Genomic DNA, 23,536 nt, shown 5'->3' with positions numbered 1-23,536 from the left:
AATTTTTATGAAGCGTATTCACGTCTTATCCCCCCGTCTTGCCAACCAAATAGCGGCTGGTGAAGTGGTAGAACGTCCTGCCAATGTTGTAAAAGAGTTGGTCGAGAATAGCCTTGATGCCGGCGCTACGAGAATTGAAGTGGACGCTGAGCAGGGCGGGGTGAAGCTGATTCGAATTCGCGACAATGGCAGCGGCATAGAAAAAGACGATTTACCGTTGTCTTTAAGTCGTCACGCTACCAGTAAAATTGTCGATTTGGATGATTTGGAAAGCGTGCAAAGCTTGGGCTTTCGTGGTGAGGCCTTAGCATCCATAGCCTCGGTTTCTCGTTTATCTCTTAGTAGTCATGAGCAAGAGAGTGAACTTGCTTATCAAGTGACCGCCGAAGGCCGTGATATGGCGACCGAGGTGAAGCCCTGTGCGCATCCGGTGGGTACCACGGTGGAAATGCGGGATTTATTTTTCAATACACCCGCCCGTCGAAAGTTTTTGCGGACAGAAAAAACCGAGTTCAACCATCTTGAAGAAGTCGTTAAACGCATGGCGTTGAGTCGCTATGACGTAAGTTTTCAATTGCGCCACAACAATAAAGTGATTCATTCGTTGCGTCCGTGCAGCAGTGCTTTTGACCAAGAAAAACGCATTGCAACCTTGTTAAGCGCCCAATTTATGAAAGAAGCGGTGCGTATTGATATGGAAGCGGCGGGGTTAAAACTCTGGGGCTGGGTTGGTTTACCGACCTTTAACCGCAGTCAAGCGGACATGCAATATTTCTTTGTGAATGGGCGCATCGTCCGCGATAAGTTAGTTGCCCACGCCATTCGACAAGCGTATCAGGACGTTTTGTATCATGGGCGCCACAGTGCCTTTGTATTGTATTTAGAATTAGATCCAGCGCTGGTGGATGTAAACGTACATCCAACTAAACATGAAGTGCGCTTCCGTGATGGTCGTTTGGTTCATGACTTTTTATTCCGTACATTGCATAAAGCCCTTGGTGAAGTGCGACCTGAAACACCGTCAACGGATCACGCAATACCGGGCCAGCTGCAGGGTCAAAGTCAGGTTTCAGGTATCGAAGCAGGCGAGTTCGCTGGACAAAACGCCATGGCTTTAAGTCAAGTACAAGGGCAAAGTTCAAATGCACTTACTCAATCACAACCTTGGCAAGCCAATCGTCCAGAGCCCGGTCAGGTACAAGAGCAAATGGCGGCTTATCAAAACTTGTATCAAGCGCCGCCAGCGGATTCGGGGTTGGCAAATCAACCGATTCAAAGCAATCCATTCCAAACTCAGCCACAAGCAACAGACGAAAATCAACAAGACATTCCGCCTTTGGGTTATGCCATTGCTCAACTTCATGGCATTTATATTTTGTCGCAAAATCAACATGGTTTAGTGGTTGTGGATATGCACGCGGCTCATGAGCGTATTACCTACGAGCGTTTAAAAATGACCTATGACGCGCAGGGAATTCAATCGCAGCCATTGCTTGTCCCTGAAACCATTCATGTGTCGGTAGAGCAAGCTGATATTGCAGAACAACATGAAGCGGATATACAAAAGCTGGGGTTCCAGTTGCAGCGCTTGGGGCCGGAAAGTTTAGTGATTCGACAAATGCCTGTGCTGTTAAAGAATGCCAACATTGAGCATTTAGTCGTAAAAGTATTAGAAGACTATCGAACAGCTGGATCGTCGCGACATATGACGGAATTTCGCAATGAGATTTTAAGCTCCATGGCATGTCATGGCTCTGTTCGTGCGAATCGTCAATTGACCATTGCAGAAATGAACGGTTTGCTGAGAGATATGGAGCAAACGGAGCGCAGCGGTCAATGTAACCATGGTCGGCCTACCTGGACACAGCTCTCAATGAATGAGTTGGATAAGCTATTTTTACGAGGCCGCTAGTGACAGCAATATCGACCAACAAACCTTTGGCTATTTGTATTATGGGGCCAACTGCTTCGGGCAAAACAGCGTTAGCATGTGAGATTTATGATCACCTCGATTGCGAATTAATCAGTGTCGACAGTGCATTGGTTTATCGCGGAATGGATATTGGTTCGGCAAAGCCCAGCGCTGATGAGCAAGCCCGTTATCCACATCATCTAATTGACATTCGAGATCCTTCTGAACCATATAGTGCCGCTGATTTTCGCGAAGATGCGATAGCATTAATGCGGGACATTACGGCAAAAGGAAAGATTCCGGTTTTAGTGGGCGGGACCATGCTGTACTTTAAGTTCCTTATGGAGGGCAGTGCAGACTTGCCTAATGCGGATGAAAAAGTGCGTGCTCATATCGAGGAGCTAGTAGTAAAACACGGTAAACAATATATTCATGATTTGCTCAAAGAGGTGGATCCAGAATCTGCCCAGCGTTTAAATCCCAATGACCCACAACGCGTTCAGCGTGCTTACGAAGTGTATTTAATCACAGGTAAAACTCTTACTCAGCATTGGGCAGAGCAAGAAAATCCGGAGTCAGAATATGATTGGTTGCAGTTTGCCATTGCACCCACCGACCGTAAGGACTTACACGAACGCATTGCATTACGTTTTCAACAAATGGTTGAGCAAGGGTTTGAAGAAGAAGTTCGTGCACTTTATGCGCGTGGCGATTTAAATCCAGATTTACCGTCGATTCGCGCTGTTGGATATCGACAAATGTGGGATTTCATTGAGGGTAAAATAAGCCACGATGAGATGATTGAGCGTGGTATTATAGCAACGCGTCAATTGGCAAAGCGTCAACTGACTTGGTTGCGCGGCTGGCAAGATATTCACTGGCTGGATACATTTGATCCTGCTTTATTGCAGAGCGCTGCGAAACATTTGCGTACAAAAGGTATCGAACTAGAGTAATCGCGCGATGTTTGACAAGCAAAATGATCAGAATGCGCTAAATCAGCCTGTTCCAAGCGCTTAAACCTTGAAAAGACTGGAATCTAATACCATAGTTATGGCATAGTCCGCGCTTAAGTGCATAGGGCATGGGCGGAACGCTCAAATTCACAGGAGATAAAAATAATGTCAAAAGGGCACTCCCTACAAGACCCTTATTTGAACGCGCTGCGCAAAGAGCGTATTTCAGTGTCGATCTTTTTAGTTAATGGTATCAAGCTGCAAGGACATATTGAGTCTTTTGATCAGTTTGTGATTGTTTTGAAAAATACCGTAAGCCAGATGGTGTATAAGCACGCGATTTCTACCGTGGTGCCATCTCGCAATGTGCGTTTGGCGCCGCCTGAAAAAGACGACGACAGCGCAGAGTAATTTCCATTCGAATAAGTGAAGGGCTGTCTTGGCCCTTTCATTCATACCCGAGGTAGCCGTTGTTTTTTGACCGACCCGACACCGGAGAAGGTGCAGTACTGGTTCATATCGATTTCCCTGAAGGCGACGACAAAGAAGACCCGGCCGAGTTTGAAGAGTTAGTTCGTAGTGCGGGTGGTGCGCCACTGGCTTTGATTACGGGTACTCGCAGTGCGCCTGACGCCAAAACATTTATCGGTCGCGGTAAAGTAGAAGAAGTCAGTGACGCGATTGAGTTCTGCGAGGCAGAGCTTGTTATCTTCAATCATCAATTATCTCCCAGCCAAGAACGTAATCTTGAACATGCGCTGAAATGCCGTGTGTTAGATCGTACAGGGTTGATATTGGATATTTTCGCCCAGCGTGCTCGAACACATGAAGGTAAGTTGCAAGTAGAGTTGGCTCAACTTCAACACCAAAGCACTCGCCTGATTCGTGGTTGGACTCACTTGGAGCGCCAAAAAGGGGGTATTGGTTTACGTGGTCCAGGTGAAACCCAGCTTGAGACTGACCGTCGTCTGTTGCGAGATCGAATTAAGCTTATCCACAAACGCTTAGCCAAGGTTCAAACTCAGCGAGAGCAAGGCCGTCGGGCCCGCAAGCGCTCTTCAACACCCAGTGTTTCTCTTGTGGGTTATACCAATGCAGGTAAGTCAACTTTGTTCAATGCTTTAACCGAAGCCAAGGTATACGCTGCAGATCAGTTGTTTGCTACCTTGGATCCAACCCTGAGACGTATTCCTATTCAAGGTTTAGGTGAAGTGGTCTTGGTGGATACAGTAGGTTTTATTCGCCACTTGCCACATAAGTTAGTTGAAGCATTTAAGGCGACATTGCAAGAAACTCAAGAGGCTGACTTGTTGCTTCATGTTATTGATAGTGCCGACGAAGATCGTCAGCTTAATATGGAACAAGTCGAAATCGTATTGGATGAAATTGAAGCTTTGGACCGACCGACGCTGCAAGTATTCAATAAGATTGATTTACTGCCGGGACAGAAGCCGCGAATCGATCGAGATGATCAAGGCTTGCCATGGCGGGTTTGGGCAAGCGCGAAAGATAGCCAAGGTCTGGAGTTGATTCGCCAGGCCATCGGCGAACTTTTATCGCAAACCTTGTTCGAACAAACGATAGAATTAACACCGCAAGAATCACAGTTAAGAGCATTGCTGTATGATCATGGCGCGGTATTGCATGAGGAATTTACTGAAAATGGTCACATGATGTTGGATGTGCGCATTGAACAAGACGATTTTCAACAGATGCTAGCCAAAGTCGGTATACCCCTGGAGCGCTTTATCCCTCAGGAAAAAGAATTTTGGCAGCTTTAAATCTATTCACGTATCGCTATCGTAAAAGCATAGCGGTATGATTCAGAAACATTTGTATAGTCTAACTTAGAAATGGAGTGCTTATGGCTTGGAATGAGCCGGGTGGCGGCAACAACGGTAAAGACCCGTGGGGCAACAACAATCGTGGCGGCGGTAATCAGCCACCCGATTTAGATGAGGCACTAAAACAGCTGATGGATAAACTCAACGGCATGTTTGGTGGCGGCAAAAAACCAGATGGCGGCAGCGGTAAATCCGGTAGCGGCAACGGCGGTATTTTTGGTCTCATTATCTTGGTATTGGTGGGTGTATTAATCTACAACTCGGTTTATACCATCGACGAACAGCAGCGTGGCGTTGTGCTAACTCTAGGTAAGTATGATCGTACTCTGGAGCCAGGTTTGCAGTTCGTTATTCCTTTTGTTGAAAGTGTTCAACAAGTTAACGTCACTAGCGTTCGTAACTCTGAATCTAAAGAATTGATGCTGACTCAGGATGAAAATGTTGTGGAAGTGGCTATGAATGTTCAGTACCGAGTGGCTGATCCTGTAGCCTTCAGTCTACGCATTGAAGACCCTGTGCGCACGTTAGAGCACGCTGCAGAATCGGCATTGCGTCATGAAGTCGGTTCAACCAACATGGATCCAATCTTAACTAGTGGTCGTGCTTTCCTAGCGGATAGCGTTTTAACCCGTCTACAGAACTACCTAGAAAATTACAGCACAGGTATTTATGTAGATCGAGTCAACATCAAAGAAGCCTCAGCGCCATCACAGTTGCAGGCAGCATTCGATGACGTAATCAACGCCAAGCAAGATAAAGAACGTTTCACTAGTGAAGCAGAAGCTTACGCCAATACGGTAATTCCAGAAGCCCGTGGTAAAGCTCAGCGTATGCTTGAAGAAGCAAGTGCTTACCGTTCTCGCGTCGTTTCTCGTGCAGAGGGTGAAGCAGATCGTTTTGTTAAGCTTTATAACGAGTATCGCAAAGCGCCACAGGTTACACGTGAGCGTTTATACCTAGATGCCATTGGTAATGTGTACAAGAACGCAAGCAAAGTACTTGTCGACGTAGAAGGTGGCAACAATATGATGTACTTGCCTCTGGACAAGATTATGGAGCGCAGTCGCCAATCGGCTAGTGAGGTGGAGTCGGGATCAATGAATATCAATGATCTGACCAACCGTGTTGTAGAAGAGCTTCGCGCTCGTCAAAACAATAGCTCACGAGGAGGCCGCTAATGAATCCTAGAAACTTAGTATTGGGCGTTGTTGGCCTGATCGCTGTCATTATTGTTCTAAATAGCGTCTTTATCGTTAAAGAGACTGAGCGTGCTATTAAACTGCGCTTTGGTAACGTTATTGAAAGTAATATCGAACCTGGTATTCATGTAAAAGTGCCGGTTATGGATAAAGTACGCAAGTTTGATGGACGTCTACTCACCTTGGACACGCGTCCAGAGCGTTTCTTGACTGCGGGTAAAAAATTCCTAGTCGTAGATAGCTTTGTAAAATGGCGTATTAGTTCAGTCGATTCGTTCTATAAAGCCACTAATGGTGATCGCTTCCGTGCGTCCAGCTTATTGGGCAACTTGGTGAACGACGGCTTGCGTGCCGAAGTTGCTAACCGGACCGTACAAGAAGTGGTTTCTGGTGAGCGTGATGAGCTAATGGCAAAGCTTACGGAAAATCTAAACGAACAAGCAAAGGCTCAGTACGGTATTGAGATCCGCGACATTCGTGTCAAGGGTATCGATCTACCAGACGAGTTATTGCAAAATGTTTACCGTCGTATGAGTGCTGAGCGTGAGCGAGAAGCTCGTGAACTGCGTTCACAAGGTAAAGAGTTAGCCGAAGGTATTCGCGCAGACGCGGACCGTCAAAAGACTGTGCTTGAAGCCGATGCTTATCGAGAAGCCGAGAAAATTCGCGGTGAAGGTGATGCTAAGGCAGCAGCTATCTATTCAAAAGCATTCAATCGTGACCCTGAGTTCTATGCGTTTGTTCGTTCTTTGAAGGCCTATGAAGAAACCTTCAATGATGAGAGCGATGTGTTACTGCTTAAGCCTGACAGTGATTTTTTCAAGTATATGAAGGATACACGCGGCAAATAAGCCAGTAACTCATTTCTCGCGTTATCGAATAGAAGCCGTCTCAGAATACTGAGGCGGCTTTTTTATTGGTTACCGAGAATTTTCGGCTATTGGGATTCTGACGAAAAACGTGTAAAATCCGCGAAACCGGGCTGAAGGGCTACCCCTCACCCCGGTTTTTTTGTGTAATCACCTAACTCTGTGGATCTGTATGGACAGCCCTTTTTGGCAACATTTATGGATCGCGCTCAGTCTTGTACTTGTGATTGAAGGCATAGTGCCATTCCTCTATCCCAGCCGCTGGCGCCGTTTAGTGGCTCAAATGGCTATGATGGATGATCGTACAATGCGAATCATTGGGCTGATCAGCATGTTAATCGGGTTAGGACTTCTATATTTAGTGACGTAAGAGACAAAACTATGAACCAGGCCGACCGCTGGTTGCTGCCCGACGGTATCGAAGAACTCTTGCCTCCCGAGGCGAACAAGTTAGAAACAACCCGACGCACCCTACTAGATACGTTTCATCGCTGGGGTTATGAGTTAGTCGTACCGCCTCAACTGGAATTTCTAGAATCTTTACTAACAGGTGTTGGTAAAGACCTAAATCTGCAAACCTTCAAGGTGACAGACCAATTAACGGGTCGAATGATGGGTTTAAGTGCAGATATCACCCCTCAAGTTGCTCGCATTGATGCCCATAGTTGGCCTAAAGAAGGCATTAATCGTTTGTGTTATTGCGGTCAGGTATTGCATACCCGTGCAGAATCCTTGATCAGCAGCCGCGCGCCAATGCAAATTGGCGCCGAATTGTTTGGTGAAGCGGGTAGTCAAGCAGATATTGAAACTCTTAGTTTGCTGATTGAAAGTTTGCAGTCAGTGGGTATTAAGAATATTCACATCGATCTCGGTCATGTAGGTATTTATCAGGCATTGGTTGCCAAAGCGGATTTTGATGATGCATTGAATGCGCAATTATTTGAGCACTTGAATACAAAGTCTGTTACTGAATATCGCACCATGATTGACGAGCGAGTTCAGGATGGTGCTTTAAAGCAAGCCTTCTTGGATTTATTAGAATTAAACGGCGGCTTAGACGTGCTAGAGCGTGCGCAATCATTGAATGCTGTGGCTGATGTTCAGGCTTCATTGGATAATCTAAAAGAAATCTGTGAAGCAATTCAGGCGCGCTACAGTAACGTAAGTCTATTTTTAGATTTAGCTGAATTGCGTGGTTTTGATTACCACACTGGAATCGTCTTCGCGGCTTATACTCCGGGATTTGGCCAGGCATTGGCTTTGGGTGGTCGCTATGATGATACCGGTGCAGTGTTTGGTAGAGCGCGCAGTGCAACAGGATTTAGCGGTGATTTAAAGCAGTGGAATCGCCTCATTGAACAACAAATAGAAACCACAGAAGAAACTATTTTTGCACCACTAGGTGCATCTTGGACTGTGGTGACGGAGCTGCGTGCTAGCGGTAAAACCGTCATTTGTGGACTGTCCGATGCTGACACTCCGGCGGCTAATGGCTGCACTTCGCAACTGGTCGAAAAAGATGGCCAGTGGATTATTGAAACCGTTTAAAAGTAATAGCTAGAGCAAACCAGTTATGGGCAAGAATGTCGTTGTACTCGGTACCCAATGGGGTGACGAAGGTAAAGGTAAGATTGTTGATCTGCTAACCGAAAAAGCCACTGCCGTAGTGCGCTTTCAGGGTGGTCACAATGCCGGTCATACACTTGTTATTGATGGCGTGAAAACCGCACTTCATCTGATCCCTTCCGGTATTCTACGTGAGGGTGTGCAGTGCATCATTGGTAATGGTGTGGTTTTGGCACCTGATGCGTTGCTGAAAGAAGTACGTGAACTAGAAGCGCGCAACGTACCGGTTATGGAGCGTTTACGTGTTTCTCATGCCTGTCCTCTTATTCTGCCATACCATGTTGCTCTAGATGTGGCTCGTGAAGAAAAACGCGGCAAAGCGAAAATTGGTACTACAGGCCGTGGTATCGGTCCTGCTTATGAAGATAAGGTTGCTCGCCGCGGTTTACGCGTTGGTGATTTGTATCAACCTGAGTTTGCTGACAAGTTAAAGGAAGTTATGGAATTCCATAACTTCTCCTTGAAGAATTACTATGGTGTTGAAGAAGTTAGCTACGAAGAGACGCTCAAATCTTGCATGGATTGGGCGGAGCAAATCAAAGACATCGTAGTTGATGCGGTTGATTTGGTTCATACCATCCGTGAACAAGGTGGTGATATCATGTTTGAAGGTGCGCAAGGCACTTTGCTTGATATCGACCATGGTACTTATCCATTTGTGACCTCTTCCAATACCACTGCCGGTGGTGTTGCTTGCGGTTCAGGTGTGGGTCCTTTGTACTTGGATCAAATCATGGGTATTACTAAAGCCTATACGACCCGTGTTGGTTCAGGTCCTTTCCCAACGGAATTACCAATGGAAGGTGGCGTTGGTGAGCATCTTGCCACTGTAGGTCACGAAAAAGGTACAACAACTGGGCGTTCAAGACGCTGCGGTTGGTTTGATGCGGCACTGGTTAAGCACGCAATTCGTGTTAACTCTGTAAACGCTATTTGTTTAACCAAGCTTGACGTGCTCGATGGTCTTGAGACGGTAAAGGTCTGCGTTGGCTATCAAGATGAAAATGGCAATCGCATGAACGTGCCAGCATCTGCTGATCAGTTTGAAAAAATCACCCCTATTTACGAAGAGCTTCCTGGTTGGACAGAAAGCACAGTAGGGGCGCAAAAGCTTGAAGATCTTCCGCAAAATGCTCGTGATTATATTGCGTTCGTGGAAAAAGCTATTGAAGCGCCTATCGATATCATTTCAACCGGCCCAGATCGTGTTGAAACCATTGTGTTGCGACACAGTTTCGATATTTAATTCAAACTTGGATTAAACTCAAGCCCAGATTATTCTGGGCTTTTTTGTATCTGTTCGAAAATAAGTAACATCTAGCGAGGATGTCATGTCTAAGGAAACTGGAGAGAAGATTCGCCGAGAGGTTATGGGCGATGAATTTGTTGATCGAGCATTGAATAATGTAGATGAGCTAACTGCGCCATTGCAAGATTATATAAATGAACATGCATGGGGCTCTACATGGCAACGCGAAGACCTGGATCGCAAAACCCGAAGCCTGGTGACCCTTGCGATGCTAACGGCGCAAAAAGCGGTGACAGAGATAAAAGGGCATACCCGTGGCGCATTGCGTAATGGCGCGAGTAAACAGGAGATTGCGGCTGTGTTTCTGCACAGTGCTGTGTATTGTGGTGCTCCTACAGCTCAAGAAGCCTTTCGAGCGGCCAAAGAAGTGTTGGATAACTGGGAAGAATAGGTTAGTTTTCCGGTAACTTTTTAGGGAATCATTGCATGAAGCAAGCGCTGCTGGATATTTTGGCTGATGGTCAGTTCCATAGTGGGGAAGAAATTGGAGAGGCTCTAGGGGTGAGTCGAGCGGCTGTCTGGAAGCAGCTCAAGAAACTAGAGGCCTTAGATATTCCTCTGCACAGTGTCAAAGGCAAGGGTTATCGTCTGCCCGAGCCTGTGGGTTTGCTGTCGCTTTCCAAGCTTGAGCAGCATGGACTCACGCAAGACTATTTTGACTCCATCGATTTGGCGTTAAGTTTAGATTCAACTAATAGTGCCATGATGAGGCTTGCCGAGACTCAGCCAGGTGGAAGGCACTTGATTTTTGCGGAAATGCAAACCCAAGGCCGTGGGCGTCGAGGTCGACAGTGGGTAAGCCCATTCGCGCGTAATCTTTATTTCTCTGTGTTGTGGACGTTTGAGCAGGGCATTGCAGCCATACAAGGATTAAGTCTTGCTGTGGGCTTGTCTATTTACCATACACTAAAACGCTATGGTCTTGAGAGTCATGGTTTGAAGTGGCCCAATGATATTCTTGTAGCCAAAGACGCGGATACTTTTGCCAAACTTGGCGGCATCCTTATCGAGATCACTGGTGATGTTAGTGATCAGTGTCAAGTTGTGATTGGTGTAGGTTTAAATTTGGACATTCAGACTCGAGATCTAGCTCATATTGATCAGCTTGCTACGGGTCTTAGGCAGCAAGGTATTGAGTTCGATAGAAATGAACTGGCCGCTACCCTGCTTATGGATTTGTCGGACACTCTAAATGGATTTTCACAGCATGGATTCTCTCCTTTACAGCAACACTGGAACGAGGCGGATGCATTACATGGACATAAAGTGAACCTAATACTGCCTAGTTCTGAGCTAACTGGGATTGCTCGCGGTGTGAATGCTATTGGTGAGCTGCAGCTAGAGATTGACGGTCAGCTACAAGTTTACAATGGCGGTGAAGTCACTCTAAGAAGTCAGGGTAAGCATCATGAGGCTTGAGCTGGATGCAGGAAATACTCGCATTAAATGGCGGACAGTAGATGAAGCTGGTGAGGTGGGTGGCGATGATTTTGCTGCAGCACTCACGCAGCAAATGATTGCCATGGATAAAGTCAGTACAGTGTGGGTTTCGAGTGTTCATGAACAGCAAAATCAATGGATCAAACAGCAGTGTCCCAATGCACAGTTTGCGCAATCACAAGTGAGTAAAAATGGCTTAAGCAATAGCTATGAAGATCCCCATAAAATGGGTGTGGATCGCTGGCTCGCGATGTTGGCGGCTTGGACTCGGCAGCCAGATAATGCGCACTTAATTATTGATGCGGGTACTGCTTTAACCATGGATATAGTCGATGCGTTTGGTCGTCATGTGGGTGGTTACATATGCCCGGGTTTGGGGTTGATGAAAGATAGTTTATTAGGTGCTACTAGTCGTGTGCATGCGAAAGATGATTGGTTAATTGGCCGAGCACCGGGAGAAAACACACAAATGTGTGTCGATCACGGCATATTAGATTTAGTGGTTAGCTGGATTGAGAAACACAAAGCTTTACAACCAGAGGCAAATGTTTGGTTGACCGGCGGCGCTGCTCCTCTATTAATTCAGCTTTTTGAAAAACCTGTTATACATGAACCTCATTTGGTGTTGGACGGATTGCGTACCTATTTTGAGTGAATTGCGTTTGAGTAAATTATGCGTTGGATATTAATTTCGTTAGTGATTATCAATCTTGCTTATTTGGGTTTTCAGTTTATGCAACCTGAGCCGATTAAGCATCGCCAAGAGGTGGAAGTCTTCTCGGTCAAGGATGCTAAACCCATTCGCTTGCTTTCAGAAGTAAATGCAAAACCTAAGCAAAGGCCGACAACTGCCAGAAAACCCTCTGATCAATTGTGCTGGTTGGCGGGGCCCTATAAGGTTGAATTAGATGCTAAGCATTTATACGCGCGTATGATTGCCCTAGATGTTAAGGCGCAAGTAGTGCCCCAGGCTGTAGTGAGTAAGCTGGAATACTGGGTGCATATCGAACCACTGCCCAATAAAAAACAAGCACTGCGACGTTTAAAAGAGCTTCAAAAACGTAATGTGGATAGCTTTATTATCACTGAGGGTGAGCTTGAAAATGGAATATCTCTCGGCTTGTTCAGCCAGCAGTCTTCGGTTGATCGCATACTTGCTCAATTAAAGAAAAAAAATATTGATGCTCAGGTAAAGGAGCTACCGCGAACACGTGATCGCTATTGGGTTAAATCTCCCATTACAGAAGCAGTTGAACTGACTGACGAGTTGCGAGAGCGTTTGGCGGATGATGTTGAAACCGAATGGACGCAGATTCTTTGTAATTCGGCATTGCCTCAATCTTAAATCTTGGGTATAGTGCGCACCGCTTCCAAAAGCGGGTCTAATTGAGCAGGTGTTGTTGGACTAAAATCTTTGTAAGTCCGTAATTTTTAAAGGAAATTACTTGACAAGCAAGGATCTCAGCGGCAAAATCTGCGCCACAAAATTAGGTGGGGTTCCCGAGTGGCCAAAGGGATCAGACTGTAAATCTGACGCGAAAGCTTCGCTGGTTCGAATCCAGCCCCCACCACCATTATTTCAGCACATCTTAAAATAGTATAACCGTATATTTTGAGTGGACTGTAGAGCTTTGCGGGTATAGTTCAATGGTAGAACCTCAGCCTTCCAAGCTGATGATGCGGGTTCGATTCCCGCTACCCGCTCCAGTAGTGTCGCTGATATAGCTCAGTCGGTAGAGCGCATCCTTGGTAAGGATGAGGTCGGCAGTTCGAATCTGCCTATCAGCACCAAAAATGATTTAAATTGAAGGTAGTTTTTGGCCAGTGGTGGTTGAACTGCCTTTTTCTGTATCTAATACATGCAAAAAAAACTGAGGCGTTATTATGGCTAAGGGTTCTTTTGAACGTAGCAAACCCCATGTAAACGTGGGCACCATCGGTCACGTTGACCACGGTAAAACTACACTAACAGCAGCGCTAACTCGCGTATGTGCTGAAGTATTCGGCGGTGAAGCGGTAGCGTTCGACGGTATCGACAACGCACCAGAAGAGCGTGATCGTGGTATTACCATCGCGACGTCTCACGTTGAGTATGAATCAACAGATCGTCACTACGCACACGTAGACTGCCCAGGGCACGCCGACTATGTTAAAAACATGATCACTGGTGCTGCACAGATGGACGGTGCGATCCTAGTATGTGGCGCGACTGACGGCCCAATGCCTCAGACTCGTGAGCACATCCTACTATCTCGTCAGGTAGGTGTACCTTACATCGTAGTATTCCTAAACAAAGCAGACCTTCTAGCAGAAGACTGTGGTGGTTTCGGTACTGAAGAATACGAAGAAATGCTAGAGCTAGTAGACATGGAACTACGTGACCTACTATCTGAGTACGACTTCCCAGGCGACGACACGCCAATCGTTCCAGGTTCAGCGCTAATGGCTCTAAACGGTCAAGACGACAACGAACTAGGTACAACTGCGGTTAAGAAACTAGTAGAAACTCTAGACTCTTACATCCCAGAACCAGAGCGTGCAGTAGACGGTGCATTCATCATGCCGATCGAAGACGTATTCTCTATCCAAGGTCGTGGTACTGTAGTAACAGGCCGTGTAGAGCGTGGTATCGTTAAGACTGGTGAAGAAGTAGAAATCGTAGGTATCAAAGAAACTACGAAGACTACCGTAACTGGTGTTGAGATGTTCCGTAAGATGCTTGACGAAGGTCGTGCAGGCGAGAACTGTGGTGTACTACTACGTGGTACTAAGCGTGATGAAGTACAGCGTGGTCAAGTATTGGCTCAGCCTGGTTCAATCACTCCACACACCAAGTTCGAAGCAGAAGTATACGTACTAGGTAAAGATGAAGGTGGTCGTCACACTCCATTCTTCAAAGGTTACCGTCCACAGTTCTACTTCCGTACAACAGACGTAACAGGTGAGTGTATCCTACCTGAAGGCGTAGAAATGGTAATGCCTGGTGACAACGTACAGCTAACTGCTGAATTGATCGCTCCAATCGCGATGGACGAAGGTCTACGTTTCGCGATTCGTGAAGGTGGTCGTACAGTAGGTGCGGGTGTTGTTGCTAAGATCGTTGAGTAATATTTAATTACAGACGATTAGCACTACGCTAAAAGAAAGGTCGCTTCGGCGGCCTTTTTTTGTGCCAGTAAGAAACGTCTAGTCGATTGGTTTTTGTGGTGTTGAATTTTGAATGTTGAGTTCAATGCGTCATTCCCGGCTCGATCGGGAATCCATGTTTCTGTGTAAAGGTAATTGGATGGATTCTCAGTCAAGCTGAGAATGACGATGTAGCTTGACTCGGAAGCTCAAATACCAATTATTGCCCACTCAACACTCAACACTCAACACTCAACACTCAACACTCAACACTCAACACTCAACACTCAACACTCAACACTCAACACTCAACACTCAACACTCAACACTCAACACTCAACACTCAAATTGCTCTATAATCGCGCTTTTCAAATTTGACTGTGGAGTTAAGAGTGTCGTCAGTTCAAGGTGTCCCAGTTAAGTATCAGTTGATGTTGATTTTTGCCATGGCGGTATGGGGTTCAACATTTGTTGCTATGAAGTTGGTTGTTACGGGTATGCCCGCCATGGTGGCGGTATTTATTCGTATGTGTCTCGCGGTCGCTGCCTTTGCTGTGCTGATTAAATATGTGCGTAAGGGAGTGGTGTATCGCAAAGGTGATTGGCGCTATTTGGTGTTGATGGCTTTGTTTGAGCCTTGCTTGTATTTTTTGTTTGAAAGTCAGGCGCTGCAATATACTAGTGCAGGGCAGGCAGGCATGATTACGTCGTTGTTTCCTATCTTGATAGCGGTGAGTGCGTTTTTTGCTTTTGGTGAGAGGTTGTATCGGCGTCAGTGGTTGGGCTTATTTATCGCGGTTGTTGGTGTTATTTGGATGACGCTTGCAGGCGAGGAGAGTGATCAGGCGCCTAATCCATTGTTGGGTAATCTGCTGGAATTGGCAGCTATGGGGGCTGCAGTAGGTTATACCTTGCTTGTAAAGCATTTAACTTCACGCTATCCGGCTCTGTTTTTAACGGCCATGCAGGCATGTGTTGGGGTTGTTTTCTTTTTGCCGTTTGCCCTTGATAGTCAATGGCCAGATTCCATTGGTGTAGATATGTGGTTGCTGTTAATTTATTTGGGGGTGGGTGCTACCTTGGGTGCTTATGGTTTGTTTAATTATGCGCTAACTCATGTGGATGCCACGGTGGCCGCGGGCTATGTAAATTTAATACCTGCTTTTGCGGTTTTGTTTTCAGTGGTTTTTTTGGGGGATGAAATCAATCTTTGGCAGTGGTTGGCGATTGCTTTGGTGTTTGTAGGTGTATATCTTAGTCGAGATAGTAAGGTTGATGCGCAGGCTAAAGACAATATTCCTGCTGCATAAATTCGGTTTATTCCATGTAAAGTGTTGATTTTCCTAAAATCCTAGGTAGAATGCACCGCCCGTATGTGGGATAGGCCAGTAGTTCAATTGGTAGAGCGTCGGTCTCCAAAACCGAAAGTTGGGGGTTCGAGTCCCTCCTGGCCTGCCAAGTATTATAAGGAAGTGGCACTTGTTGCCACTTTTTTGCTATAGGAATTCGCGAATATGAGTGGCAATGAAAAGTCCACAGGATCGCCGTTAGACGTAGTTAAATGGTTGCTAGCAATTGCTATCGTGGCCGGAGCTATCGTAGGTAATCAAGTTTATGCGGAAGTAGGTTTGCTATACCGTTTTGTTGCTGTTGGTGCGCTAATGCTGTTTGCATTGGGTATTGCGGCTACAACAGCTAAAGGTAAGGCATTCTTGGTTTTGCTGAAAGAAGCGAATATCGAGCGTCGTAAAGTTGTATGGCCAACTCGCCAAGAGACTACGCAAACAACCTTGATTGTAATTGCAGTTGTTATTTTAGTGGCTATCTTGCTGTGGGGTTTAGATTCCCTGTTAGCGTGGATGGTTTCTAGCGTTATTGGATAGGAGAGCCCAATGGCTATGCGCTGGTATGTGGTACATGCCTACTCTGGTTACGAAAAGCGAGTGATGAACTCGTTGAAAGAGCAGATCGAAATCAATGGTATGCAAGACTGTTTTGGTGAAGTCTTGGTGCCGACTGAAGAAGTGATCGAAATGCGCGACGGCAAGAAGCGCAAAAGCGAGCGTAAGTTCTATCCTGGTTATGTTTTGGTAGAGATGGATATGAATGACGCAACGTGGCACTTGGTTAAAGAAACGCCACGGGTTTTGGGTTTTATTGGTGGTACTGCTGATAAGCCTGCTCCGATTACTAAGCGAGAAGCGGATGCGATTCTGCAGCGCGTTAAAGAAGGTGAAGAAGGTCAGCCTACTCATAAAACTATTTATGAGCCGGGTGAGATGATCCGAGTAATTGATGGTCCATTCGCAGACTTTAATGGTGTTGTTGAGACAGTTGATTACGAGAAGTCTCGTTTAAAAGTAGCAGTAACAATTTTTGGGCGTTCTACCCCGGTTGAACTTGAGTTTGGCCAAGTAGAAAAATCGGCTTAATTACAAGCTAATCAAAATACAGTGTCCAGCTTGTGCTGGAGTTAAAGCTGGCAAGGACGGTCTTGGTGTTATCAAGAGTGAGCTTTGTCGGCTTTTTACGCACCTAGTTTGGCGCTGGTAAACATTAGGGGAGCCGAAAGGCGTTATCACCCACGAGAGGTAAACATGGCTAAGAAAGTTGAAGCTTATATCAAGCTACAAGTTCAAGCTGGTGCTGCAAACCCAAGTCCTCCAGTAGGTCCTGCGTTAGGTCAGCATGGTTTGAATATCATGGAATTCTGTAAGGCGTTCAATGCTGCAACTCAGCAAATGGACGGTCCTGTACCGGTAATTATCACTGTGTACAATGATCGCAGCTTTACGTTTGAAACCAAAACTCCACCTGCATCTTACTTGCTTAAGAAAGCAGCTGGCATCAAGAGTGGTTCTGGTCGTCCAAACACTGAGAAAGTGGGTAAAGTAACTCGTGCTCAGTTAGAAGAAATCGCCGAAGTTAAGATGAAAGACTTAACTGCTGCTGATATGGATGCGGCCGTACGCACAATTGCCGGTTCTGCTCGTGCAATGGGTCTTGATACAGAGGGTGTGGTGTAATGGCTAAGCTATCTAAGCGCGTAAAAGCGATCCGTGAGAAAGTAGATCCAGTTAAAGTTTACTCGCTATCTGAAGCGGTAAGCATTCTTAAAGAGGTATCTAGCGTTAAATTCCCAGAGTCTATCGACGTTGCGGTTAACCTAGGTATCGATGCACGTAAATCCGACCAAAACGTACGTGGCGCCACTGTACTTCCAAACGGTACTGGTAAGGACGTTCGCGTTGCAGTGTTTACTCAAGGTGCAAATGCAGATGCAGCTAAAGAAGCTGGCGCTGATGTTGTTGGTATGGACGAGTTGGCAGCTCAGATGAAAGGCGGCGACTTGGACTTCGGTGTTGTTATTGCGTCTCCAGATGCAATGCGTGTTGTCGGTCAGCTTGGTCAGGTACTGGGTCCACGTGGTTTGATGCCAAACCCTAAAGTGGGCACTGTAACGCCAGACGTAGCTACTGCAGTTAAAAACGCAAAAGCAGGTCAGGTTCGTTATCGTAACGATAAGAACGGTATTATCCACGCTTCTATCGGTAAATTGGCTTTTGATGAGAAAGCAATTGCTGAAAACTTGTCAGCACTTGTAGCTGATCTTAAGAAAGCGAAACCTGCTAATGCAAAAGGTACATACCTGAAGAAAGTAACGCTTTCTACCACCATGGGTCCTGGTATTACCGTTGATTTATCTGGTATCGAAGCTTAATCGATCCGGAAACAAGAACTTTGGGGTCCTTGCTTCGGCGAGGGTCATCAAAGACCGCAGGTGAAGCGCGATCATAAGGCTTAATGAGTCTTGCAGTAGATCGTTAATCTTAATTTCCTGCGCAGATGGTGTGAGCCCCGATTCAGATTTCTTAATTAAAGTGCTGAATTATCACACCTAACTTGCTCAATTATGAGCGTAACCACAACTTGTAGGAGTTGAACGTGGCTTTAGGTCTGAACGAAAAAAAAGCGATCGTAGCTGAAGTTCAGGAAGCTGCTTCTAACGCGCAATCAGCAGTAGTCGCGGACGCCCGCGGCGTGACAGTTGAAGCGATGACAGCTCTGCGCAAAGAAGCTCGCGAAAACGGCATCTGGTTAAAAGTTGTTCGTAACACGCTAGCGAAGCGCGCAATTGAAGGTTCTGACTACGAGAGTATTAACGACTCTTTGACTGGTCCTAGCCTGATTGCTTTCTCTATGGAGCACCCTGGTGCTGCAGCGCGTATCTTTAAAGATTTCGCGAAAGAGAACGAGAACTTTGAGCTGAAAACAGCAGTTTTCGAAGGCGAAGTAGTAGACGTAAATATGTTGGCATCACTACCAACTTACGACGAAGCTATCGCGAAGCTAATGAGCGTAATGAAAGAAGCAGCGGCTGGCAAATTGGTACGTACCATTGCAGCTATCCGCGATCAGAAAGAAGAAGCAGCTGCTTAATTTCTTGGAAATTAATCTGCTTTTTATTTTTAAAGAATTTACGGGCGTATACGCCCCATTAAGTTAGGTACTTTATTATGGCTATCTCTCAAGAAGATATTCTAAACGCCGTTGCTGAAATGTCTGTTAAAGACGTTGTTGAGCTAATCGAAGCAATGGAAGAAAAATTCGGCGTAACTGCAGCAGCAGCTGTTGTTGCTGGTGGTGCTGCTGGTGGTGACGCTGGCGGTGCAGCTGAGCAAACTGAATTTGACGTTGTTCTTACTGCCGCTGGCGACAAGAAAGTTAACGTTATCAAAGCAGTTCGTGAAGCAACTGGTCTTGGTCTTAAAGAAGCCAAAGGCATGGTTGATGGTGTACCTGCTTCAATTAAAGAAGGTGTATCTAAAGAAGAAGCAGAAGAGCTTAAAGAGAAGCTTGAAGCTGCTGGTGCATCTGTTGAGCTTAAGTAATTTTAAGCCGCAATTTGCATTGTATGACGTGAGCCGCTAACTTAGTTAGCTGCACACTGGCTGGTGGACTTTTGTCCGCCGGCCTTTTTCCGTTCTGAAGTTTCGTATCTAGTAGTTTGCATTTAGATGTGTTGCGTCAAACGGAGGCTAGAAAATAGCCAATAATCGCAGGGCCAAAGTGCTCAAACAGAAGGTCTTCGTCCAAGATCTTAGTCTAGGTGATACAGCTGGGGATTGCTGATGGCGTACTCTTATACAGAGAAGAAACGTATCCGTAAGGATTTTGGCAAGTTACCAAGGGTGATGGATGTCCCCTACTTACTTGCTATCCAATTAGATTCATATCGAAGTTTTTTACAGGCAGACAAGGGAGTTGATGCTCGTGGTGACATCGGCTTGCATGCGGCGTTTAAGTCCGTCTTCCCGATTGTCAGTTATAGCGGCAGTGCAGCCCTTGAGTACGTGAGCTATCGCTTAGGTGTTCCTGTATTTGACGAAAAAGAATGCATGTTGCGTGGTGTGACTTATGCCGCTCCTCTACGCGTTAAGGTGCGTCTAATCATTTATGATAAAGACTCATCTAATAAGGCAATAAAAGACATCAAAGAGCAAGAAGTTTACATGGGTGAAATGCCTTTGATGACTGATAATGGTACTTTCATTATCAATGGTACAGAGCGAGTTATCGTATCCCAGCTTCATCGCTCACCAGGCGTGTTCTTCGATCACGATAAAGGTAAATCACATTCTTCTGGTAAGTTGCTGTACAACGCACGAGTGATTCCTTACCGTGGTTCTTGGTTGGACTTTGAGTTCGATCCAAAAGACCTTGTATACGTTCGTATTGACCGTCGTCGTAAACTACCTGCGACTATTCTCTTGCGTGCTCTTGGTTTCGAAAGCCAGCAGATGCTAGAGATGTTCTTCGACAACGACAAATTAGAAATCGTTGGTGATACCGTACGTCTAGAATTGATTCCTGAGCGTTTACGTGGTGAAACTGCCTCTTTCGATCTTAAAGATCCAAAAGGTAAGGTGATTGTAGAAGAAGGCCGTCGTATTACTGCGCGCCACATTCGCCAGATGGAAAAAGAGGGTATGACTAGCCTAGAAGTACCATCTGACTACATCTTTGGGAAAGTGATCGCTAAAGACATCGTAGATCCTTCTACTGGTGAGCTGGTTGCTGAGTGTAACAGTGAAATCACTGTTGAGCTTTTAGAGAAGTTGACCTCTGCAGGCATCAAAGAAATTGAAACCATCTACAGCAATGAGTTGGATTGTGGTTCGTTCATCAGTGATACATTGCGTATCGACCCATCGCGTACTCAGCTAGAAGCGTTAGTTGAAATCTACCGCATGATGCGCCCTGGTGAGCCACCAACAAAAGAATCTGCTGAAGGCTTGTTCGAAAACCTATTCTTCACTGATGAACGTTATGACCTTTCCTCTGTTGGTCGTATGAAGTTCAACCGCCGTTTAGGCCGTGAAGAAGTTGAAGGTGAAGGCACGCTAAGCAACGATGACATTATCGATGTACTGAAAGAGTTGATCGGCATCCGTAATGGTAAAGGCGAAGTGGATGATATTGACCACTTGGGTAACCGCCGAATCCGTTCTGTTGGTGAAATGGCAGAAAACCAGTTCCGCGTCGGTCTGGTTCGTGTTGAGCGTGCTGTGCGTGAGCGTCTGTCTATGGCTGAGTCTGAAGGTTTGATGCCGCAAGACCTAATCAACGCCAAGCCTGTTGCCGCTGCAATTAAAGAGTTCTTTGGTTCGTCTCAGCTGTCTCAGTTTATGGACCAAAACAACCCGCTTTCAGAAGTAACTCATAAGCGTCGTATCTCTGCGTTAGGCCCTGGTGGTTTGACTCGTGAGCGTGCTGGCTTTGAGGTACGTGACGTACATGCTACGCACTATGGCCGCGTATGTCCGATCGAAACACCTGAAGGTCCAAACATCGGTTTGATTAACTCATTGTCTACTTATGCTCGTACTAACGATTATGGTTTCCTAGAAACGCCATATCGTAAAGTCGTAGATGGTAAAGTGACTGACGATATTAACTACATCTCAGCGATCGATGAAGCTAAGTACACCATCGCACAGGCATCTGCTCCTGTTGATGAGGATGGTCGTCTAACGGGTGACTTAATCAGTGTTCGTCACAAAAATGAATTTACAGTAACGCCGCCAGAAAATGTAACCCTGATGGATGTATCTCCACAGCAGGTTATCTCTGTGGCAGCTTCTTTGATCCCGTTCCTAGAGCACGATGACGCCAACCGCGCATTGATGGGGTCGAACATGCAACGTCAAGCTGTGCCAACGCTTGTGGCTGATAAGCCGTTAGTAGGTACAGGTATCGAGAGCAACGTAGCTCGTGACTCTGGTGTGTGTGTGGTTGCTAAGCGTGGCGGTAAGATCGACTCGGTTGACGCAAGCCGTATCGTTGTTCGTGTAAACGATGACGAGGTGCAAGCAGGCGAGGCTGGTGTTGATATTTACAACCTAACTAAATACACCCGTTCAAACCAAAACACCTGTATCAACCAGAAGCCTCTGGTTCGTCAAGGTGACAGTGTTGTACGCGGTGACATCATGGCAGACGGTCCATCTGTTGACTTGGGTGAATTAGCCCTTGGCCAGAACATGCGTATCGCGTTCATGCCATGGAATGGTTATAACTTCGAAGACTCCATCTTGTTGTCTGAGAAAGTTGCACAAGAAGACCGTCTAACCACTATTCACATTCAGGAGTTGACCTGTGTGGCTCGTGATACCAAGTTGGGACCTGAAGAAATTTCAGCGGATATTCCAAACGTGGGTGAGTCTGCGTTGAGCAAGCTGGACGAGTCTGGTGTGGTTTACATCGGTGCAGAAGTGAATCCTGGTGACATCCTTGTAGGTAAGGTAACACCAAAAGGTGAAACTCAACTAACGCCAGAAGAGAAGCTACTACGTGCGATCTTCGGTGAAAAAGCGTCCGATGTTAAAGATACGTCTTTACGTGTTAAAACAGGTACTACTGGTACGGTAATCGATGTTCAAGTATTCACACGTGATGGTGTTGAGAAAGACCAGCGTGCATTGGATATCGAAAAATCTCAGTTGGATAAGGTTCGTAAAGATCTTAACGAAGAGTTCCGTATCGTTGAAGAAGCAACATTTGAACGTCTTAAGCGCAGTCTTGATGGCGTAAAAGTGGCAGCTGCTCCTGGCCTTAAGAAAGGCGATGTACTGAGCGCAGAATACTTTGATGGCTTAGAAAGCAGTGATCAGCTGTTCAAGATTCGTCCGCAAGACGAAGAAGCCGCTGAGCTACTTGAGCGTGCAGAAGAAGCACTGACTGATCGTCGTAAACTTCTTGATGAGAAATTCGAAGACAAGAAGAAGAAGCTTCAGACGGGTGACGATCTTGCTCCAGGCGTATTGAAGATTGTTAAAGTTTACCTAGCGATTAAGCGGAAGATCCAGCCAGGTGACAAGATGGCGGGTCGTCACGGTAACAAAGGTGTTATCTCAGCAATCATGCCAATCGAAGACATGCCTTATGATGAAAAAGGTGTGCCGGTTGATCTTGTATTGAACCCGCTAGGTGTACCGTCGCGGATGAACGTTGGTCAGATCCTAGAAACACACTTGGGTATGGCGGCAAAAGGCTTGGGTGAGAAGATCAATGAAATGATCCGTCAGCAGAAAGCCATTGCAGAAATTCGTGACTTCTTAGGCCAGATTTACAACCACAGTGATGAGGTCAAGCAAGAAGCTCTTGATACCTTCAGTGATGAAGAAATTATGGAGCTGGCTGGCAACCTTGTGGGTGGTGTTCCTATGGCAACACCAGCATTCGATGGTGCGCAAGAAAGCGAAGTGAAGAGCTTATTGCGACTAGCGGATGTACCTGATTCTGGTCAGGTGACCTTGTTTGATGGTCGCACTGGTGATCAATTCGATCGTCCTGTGACCGTTGGTTACATGTATATGCTGAAACTGAACCACTTGGTAGACGACAAAATGCACGCTCGTTCTACTGGTTCGTACAGCTTGGTTACTCAGCAGCCGTTGGGTGGTAAAGCTCAGTTCGGTGGTCAGCGTTTCGGTGAGATGGAAGTATGGGCACTAGAAGCATATGGTGCGGCTTACACCTTGCAAGAAATGCTAACGGTTAAATCCGATGACGTAGCCGGTCGTACCAAGATGTATAAAAACATCGTGGATGGTGATCATCGCATGGAACCAGGTATGCCTGAATCCTTTAACGTATTGGTTAAAGAGATCCGTTCTTTGGGTATCGATATCGAACTCGAGAACGATTAAGGCTCTGATCCTATATCAGATTAAGGACGCGGGTTTCGGCCCG

Annotated in this window: 22 protein-coding genes and 4 tRNA genes; all 26 read left to right on the top strand. The window is 46.1% G+C overall.

The annotated features are described in order from the left end of the window. Positions 1–7 precede the first annotated feature (7 nt). Positions 8–1,912, top strand: a complete 1,905-nt coding sequence (gene mutL / locus HF888_RS14645; RefSeq protein ID WP_007018344.1) for a DNA mismatch repair endonuclease MutL — start codon at positions 8–10, stop codon at positions 1,910–1,912. Beyond that, the gene (gene miaA, locus HF888_RS14640) at positions 1,912–2,868 is read left to right on the top strand and encodes a tRNA (adenosine(37)-N6)-dimethylallyltransferase MiaA (RefSeq protein WP_007018343.1); all 957 of its coding nucleotides are present in this window, start codon (positions 1,912–1,914) and stop codon (positions 2,866–2,868) included. Before mutL ends, miaA begins: the two co-directional genes overlap by 1 nt. Positions 2,869–3,033: 165 nt before the next feature. Further along, positions 3,034–3,279, top strand: coding sequence for an RNA chaperone Hfq (gene hfq, locus HF888_RS14635; protein ID WP_007018342.1), 246 nt, complete (start codon positions 3,034–3,036; stop codon positions 3,277–3,279). Between the two features lie 59 nt (positions 3,280–3,338). Beyond that, positions 3,339–4,649, top strand: coding sequence for a ribosome rescue GTPase HflX (hflX, locus tag HF888_RS14630; RefSeq protein ID WP_007018341.1), 1,311 nt, complete (start codon positions 3,339–3,341; stop codon positions 4,647–4,649). A gap of 83 nt (positions 4,650–4,732) precedes the next feature. Further along, a complete protein-coding gene (gene hflK / locus HF888_RS14625) occupies positions 4,733–5,890 on the top strand; it encodes an FtsH protease activity modulator HflK (RefSeq protein WP_007018340.1) in 1,158 nt (385 codons plus the stop codon). Continuing rightward, positions 5,890–6,762, top strand: coding sequence for a protease modulator HflC (gene hflC, locus HF888_RS14620; RefSeq protein ID WP_007018339.1), 873 nt, complete (start codon positions 5,890–5,892; stop codon positions 6,760–6,762). The genes hflK and hflC overlap by 1 nt, the downstream gene beginning before the upstream one ends. Positions 6,763–6,952: 190 nt before the next feature. Further along, complete coding sequence (locus HF888_RS14615) at positions 6,953–7,150, top strand: DUF2065 domain-containing protein (RefSeq protein WP_007018338.1); 198 nt, start codon at positions 6,953–6,955, stop codon at positions 7,148–7,150. A gap of 11 nt (positions 7,151–7,161) precedes the next feature. Further along, on the top strand, positions 7,162–8,328 hold the full coding sequence (locus tag HF888_RS14610; protein WP_007018337.1) for an ATP phosphoribosyltransferase regulatory subunit: 1,167 nt from the start codon (positions 7,162–7,164) through the stop codon (positions 8,326–8,328). 25 nt (positions 8,329–8,353) lie between these two features. Beyond that, positions 8,354–9,652, top strand: a complete 1,299-nt coding sequence (locus tag HF888_RS14605) for an adenylosuccinate synthase (RefSeq protein ID WP_007018336.1) — start codon at positions 8,354–8,356, stop codon at positions 9,650–9,652. A gap of 85 nt (positions 9,653–9,737) precedes the next feature. Next, entirely contained in the window at positions 9,738–10,106 is a 369-nt protein-coding gene (locus HF888_RS14600) for a carboxymuconolactone decarboxylase family protein (RefSeq protein ID WP_007018335.1), read from the top strand. A 35-nt stretch (positions 10,107–10,141) separates the two neighbouring features. Beyond that, a complete protein-coding gene (gene birA / locus HF888_RS14595) occupies positions 10,142–11,134 on the top strand; it encodes a bifunctional biotin--[acetyl-CoA-carboxylase] ligase/biotin operon repressor BirA (protein ID WP_007018334.1) in 993 nt (330 codons plus the stop codon). Next, entirely contained in the window at positions 11,124–11,810 is a 687-nt protein-coding gene (locus HF888_RS14590) for a type III pantothenate kinase (RefSeq protein ID WP_007018333.1), read from the top strand. Before birA ends, HF888_RS14590 begins: the two co-directional genes overlap by 11 nt. An 18-nt stretch (positions 11,811–11,828) precedes the next feature. Next, positions 11,829–12,500, top strand: coding sequence for an SPOR domain-containing protein (locus HF888_RS14585; RefSeq protein WP_007018332.1), 672 nt, complete (start codon positions 11,829–11,831; stop codon positions 12,498–12,500). Between the two features lie 145 nt (positions 12,501–12,645). After that, positions 12,646–12,729, top strand: a tRNA-Tyr gene (locus tag HF888_RS14580). 59 nt (positions 12,730–12,788) lie between these two features. Continuing rightward, positions 12,789–12,862: transfer RNA gene (locus HF888_RS14575), tRNA-Gly, on the top strand. Between the two features lie 8 nt (positions 12,863–12,870). Continuing rightward, positions 12,871–12,946, top strand: a tRNA-Thr gene (locus tag HF888_RS14570). A gap of 93 nt (positions 12,947–13,039) precedes the next feature. Then, a complete protein-coding gene (gene tuf / locus HF888_RS14565; protein WP_007018319.1) occupies positions 13,040–14,263 on the top strand; it encodes an elongation factor Tu in 1,224 nt (407 codons plus the stop codon). Between the two features lie 410 nt (positions 14,264–14,673). Continuing rightward, a complete protein-coding gene (locus tag HF888_RS14560; protein ID WP_243469384.1) occupies positions 14,674–15,591 on the top strand; it encodes a DMT family transporter in 918 nt (305 codons plus the stop codon). Between the two features lie 72 nt (positions 15,592–15,663). Then, positions 15,664–15,739: transfer RNA gene (locus HF888_RS14555), tRNA-Trp, on the top strand. Positions 15,740–15,795: 56 nt separating this feature from the next. After that, positions 15,796–16,164: a preprotein translocase subunit SecE gene (secE, locus tag HF888_RS14550; protein ID WP_007018330.1), complete on the top strand. Its 369-nt coding sequence runs from the start codon at positions 15,796–15,798 to the stop codon at positions 16,162–16,164. Positions 16,165–16,173: 9 nt separating this feature from the next. After that, positions 16,174–16,713 (top strand): transcription termination/antitermination protein NusG, encoded by a 540-nt coding sequence (nusG, locus tag HF888_RS14545; protein ID WP_007018329.1) that lies wholly within the window; start codon positions 16,174–16,176, stop codon positions 16,711–16,713. A gap of 165 nt (positions 16,714–16,878) precedes the next feature. Continuing rightward, entirely contained in the window at positions 16,879–17,307 is a 429-nt protein-coding gene (gene rplK / locus HF888_RS14540; RefSeq protein WP_007018328.1) for a 50S ribosomal protein L11, read from the top strand. Beyond that, the gene (gene rplA / locus HF888_RS14535) at positions 17,307–18,002 is read left to right on the top strand and encodes a 50S ribosomal protein L1 (protein WP_007018327.1); all 696 of its coding nucleotides are present in this window, start codon (positions 17,307–17,309) and stop codon (positions 18,000–18,002) included. Before rplK ends, rplA begins: the two co-directional genes overlap by 1 nt. Positions 18,003–18,226: 224 nt before the next feature. Beyond that, positions 18,227–18,721, top strand: a complete 495-nt coding sequence (gene rplJ, locus HF888_RS14530) for a 50S ribosomal protein L10 (protein WP_007018326.1) — start codon at positions 18,227–18,229, stop codon at positions 18,719–18,721. 77 nt (positions 18,722–18,798) lie between these two features. Continuing rightward, on the top strand, positions 18,799–19,173 hold the full coding sequence (gene rplL, locus HF888_RS14525) for a 50S ribosomal protein L7/L12 (protein ID WP_007018325.1): 375 nt from the start codon (positions 18,799–18,801) through the stop codon (positions 19,171–19,173). 240 nt (positions 19,174–19,413) lie between these two features. Continuing rightward, entirely contained in the window at positions 19,414–23,493 is a 4,080-nt protein-coding gene (rpoB, locus tag HF888_RS14520) for a DNA-directed RNA polymerase subunit beta (RefSeq protein ID WP_007018324.1), read from the top strand. The last annotated feature ends 43 nt before the right edge of the window (positions 23,494–23,536 follow it).

Source organism: Bermanella marisrubri, from assembly GCF_012295615.1.
Classification (GTDB): Bacteria; Pseudomonadota; Gammaproteobacteria; order Pseudomonadales; family Oceanobacteraceae; genus Bermanella; species Bermanella marisrubri.
The sequence above is the reverse complement of the archived record's forward strand: the minus strand, read 5'-3'. Positions and strand labels throughout refer to the sequence as shown.

What these genes read in the sequence shown, in the direction of transcription:
- rplL (WP_007018325.1), top strand. Translation starts at nt 18,799, where the DNA reads ATGGCTATCTCTCAAGAAGATATTCTAAACGCCGTTGCTGAAATGTCT.
- mutL (WP_007018344.1), top strand. Translation starts at nt 8, where the DNA reads ATGAAGCGTATTCACGTCTTATCCCCCCGTCTTGCCAACCAAATAGCG.
- HF888_RS14585 (WP_007018332.1), top strand. Translation starts at nt 11,829, where the DNA reads ATGCGTTGGATATTAATTTCGTTAGTGATTATCAATCTTGCTTATTTG.
- birA (WP_007018334.1), top strand. Translation starts at nt 10,142, where the DNA reads ATGAAGCAAGCGCTGCTGGATATTTTGGCTGATGGTCAGTTCCATAGT.
- nusG (WP_007018329.1), top strand. Translation starts at nt 16,174, where the DNA reads ATGGCTATGCGCTGGTATGTGGTACATGCCTACTCTGGTTACGAAAAG.
- tuf (WP_007018319.1), top strand. Translation starts at nt 13,040, where the DNA reads ATGGCTAAGGGTTCTTTTGAACGTAGCAAACCCCATGTAAACGTGGGC.
- hflK (WP_007018340.1), top strand. Translation starts at nt 4,733, where the DNA reads ATGGCTTGGAATGAGCCGGGTGGCGGCAACAACGGTAAAGACCCGTGG.
- HF888_RS14590 (WP_007018333.1), top strand. Translation starts at nt 11,124, where the DNA reads ATGAGGCTTGAGCTGGATGCAGGAAATACTCGCATTAAATGGCGGACA.
- HF888_RS14615 (WP_007018338.1), top strand. Translation starts at nt 6,953, where the DNA reads ATGGACAGCCCTTTTTGGCAACATTTATGGATCGCGCTCAGTCTTGTA.
- hfq (WP_007018342.1), top strand. Translation starts at nt 3,034, where the DNA reads ATGTCAAAAGGGCACTCCCTACAAGACCCTTATTTGAACGCGCTGCGC.
- rplA (WP_007018327.1), top strand. Translation starts at nt 17,307, where the DNA reads ATGGCTAAGCTATCTAAGCGCGTAAAAGCGATCCGTGAGAAAGTAGAT.
- HF888_RS14605 (WP_007018336.1), top strand. Translation starts at nt 8,354, where the DNA reads ATGGGCAAGAATGTCGTTGTACTCGGTACCCAATGGGGTGACGAAGGT.
- hflC (WP_007018339.1), top strand. Translation starts at nt 5,890, where the DNA reads ATGAATCCTAGAAACTTAGTATTGGGCGTTGTTGGCCTGATCGCTGTC.
- HF888_RS14610 (WP_007018337.1), top strand. Translation starts at nt 7,162, where the DNA reads ATGAACCAGGCCGACCGCTGGTTGCTGCCCGACGGTATCGAAGAACTC.
- rpoB (WP_007018324.1), top strand. Translation starts at nt 19,414, where the DNA reads ATGGCGTACTCTTATACAGAGAAGAAACGTATCCGTAAGGATTTTGGC.
- secE (WP_007018330.1), top strand. Translation starts at nt 15,796, where the DNA reads ATGAGTGGCAATGAAAAGTCCACAGGATCGCCGTTAGACGTAGTTAAA.
- HF888_RS14600 (WP_007018335.1), top strand. Translation starts at nt 9,738, where the DNA reads ATGTCTAAGGAAACTGGAGAGAAGATTCGCCGAGAGGTTATGGGCGAT.
- rplK (WP_007018328.1), top strand. Translation starts at nt 16,879, where the DNA reads ATGGCTAAGAAAGTTGAAGCTTATATCAAGCTACAAGTTCAAGCTGGT.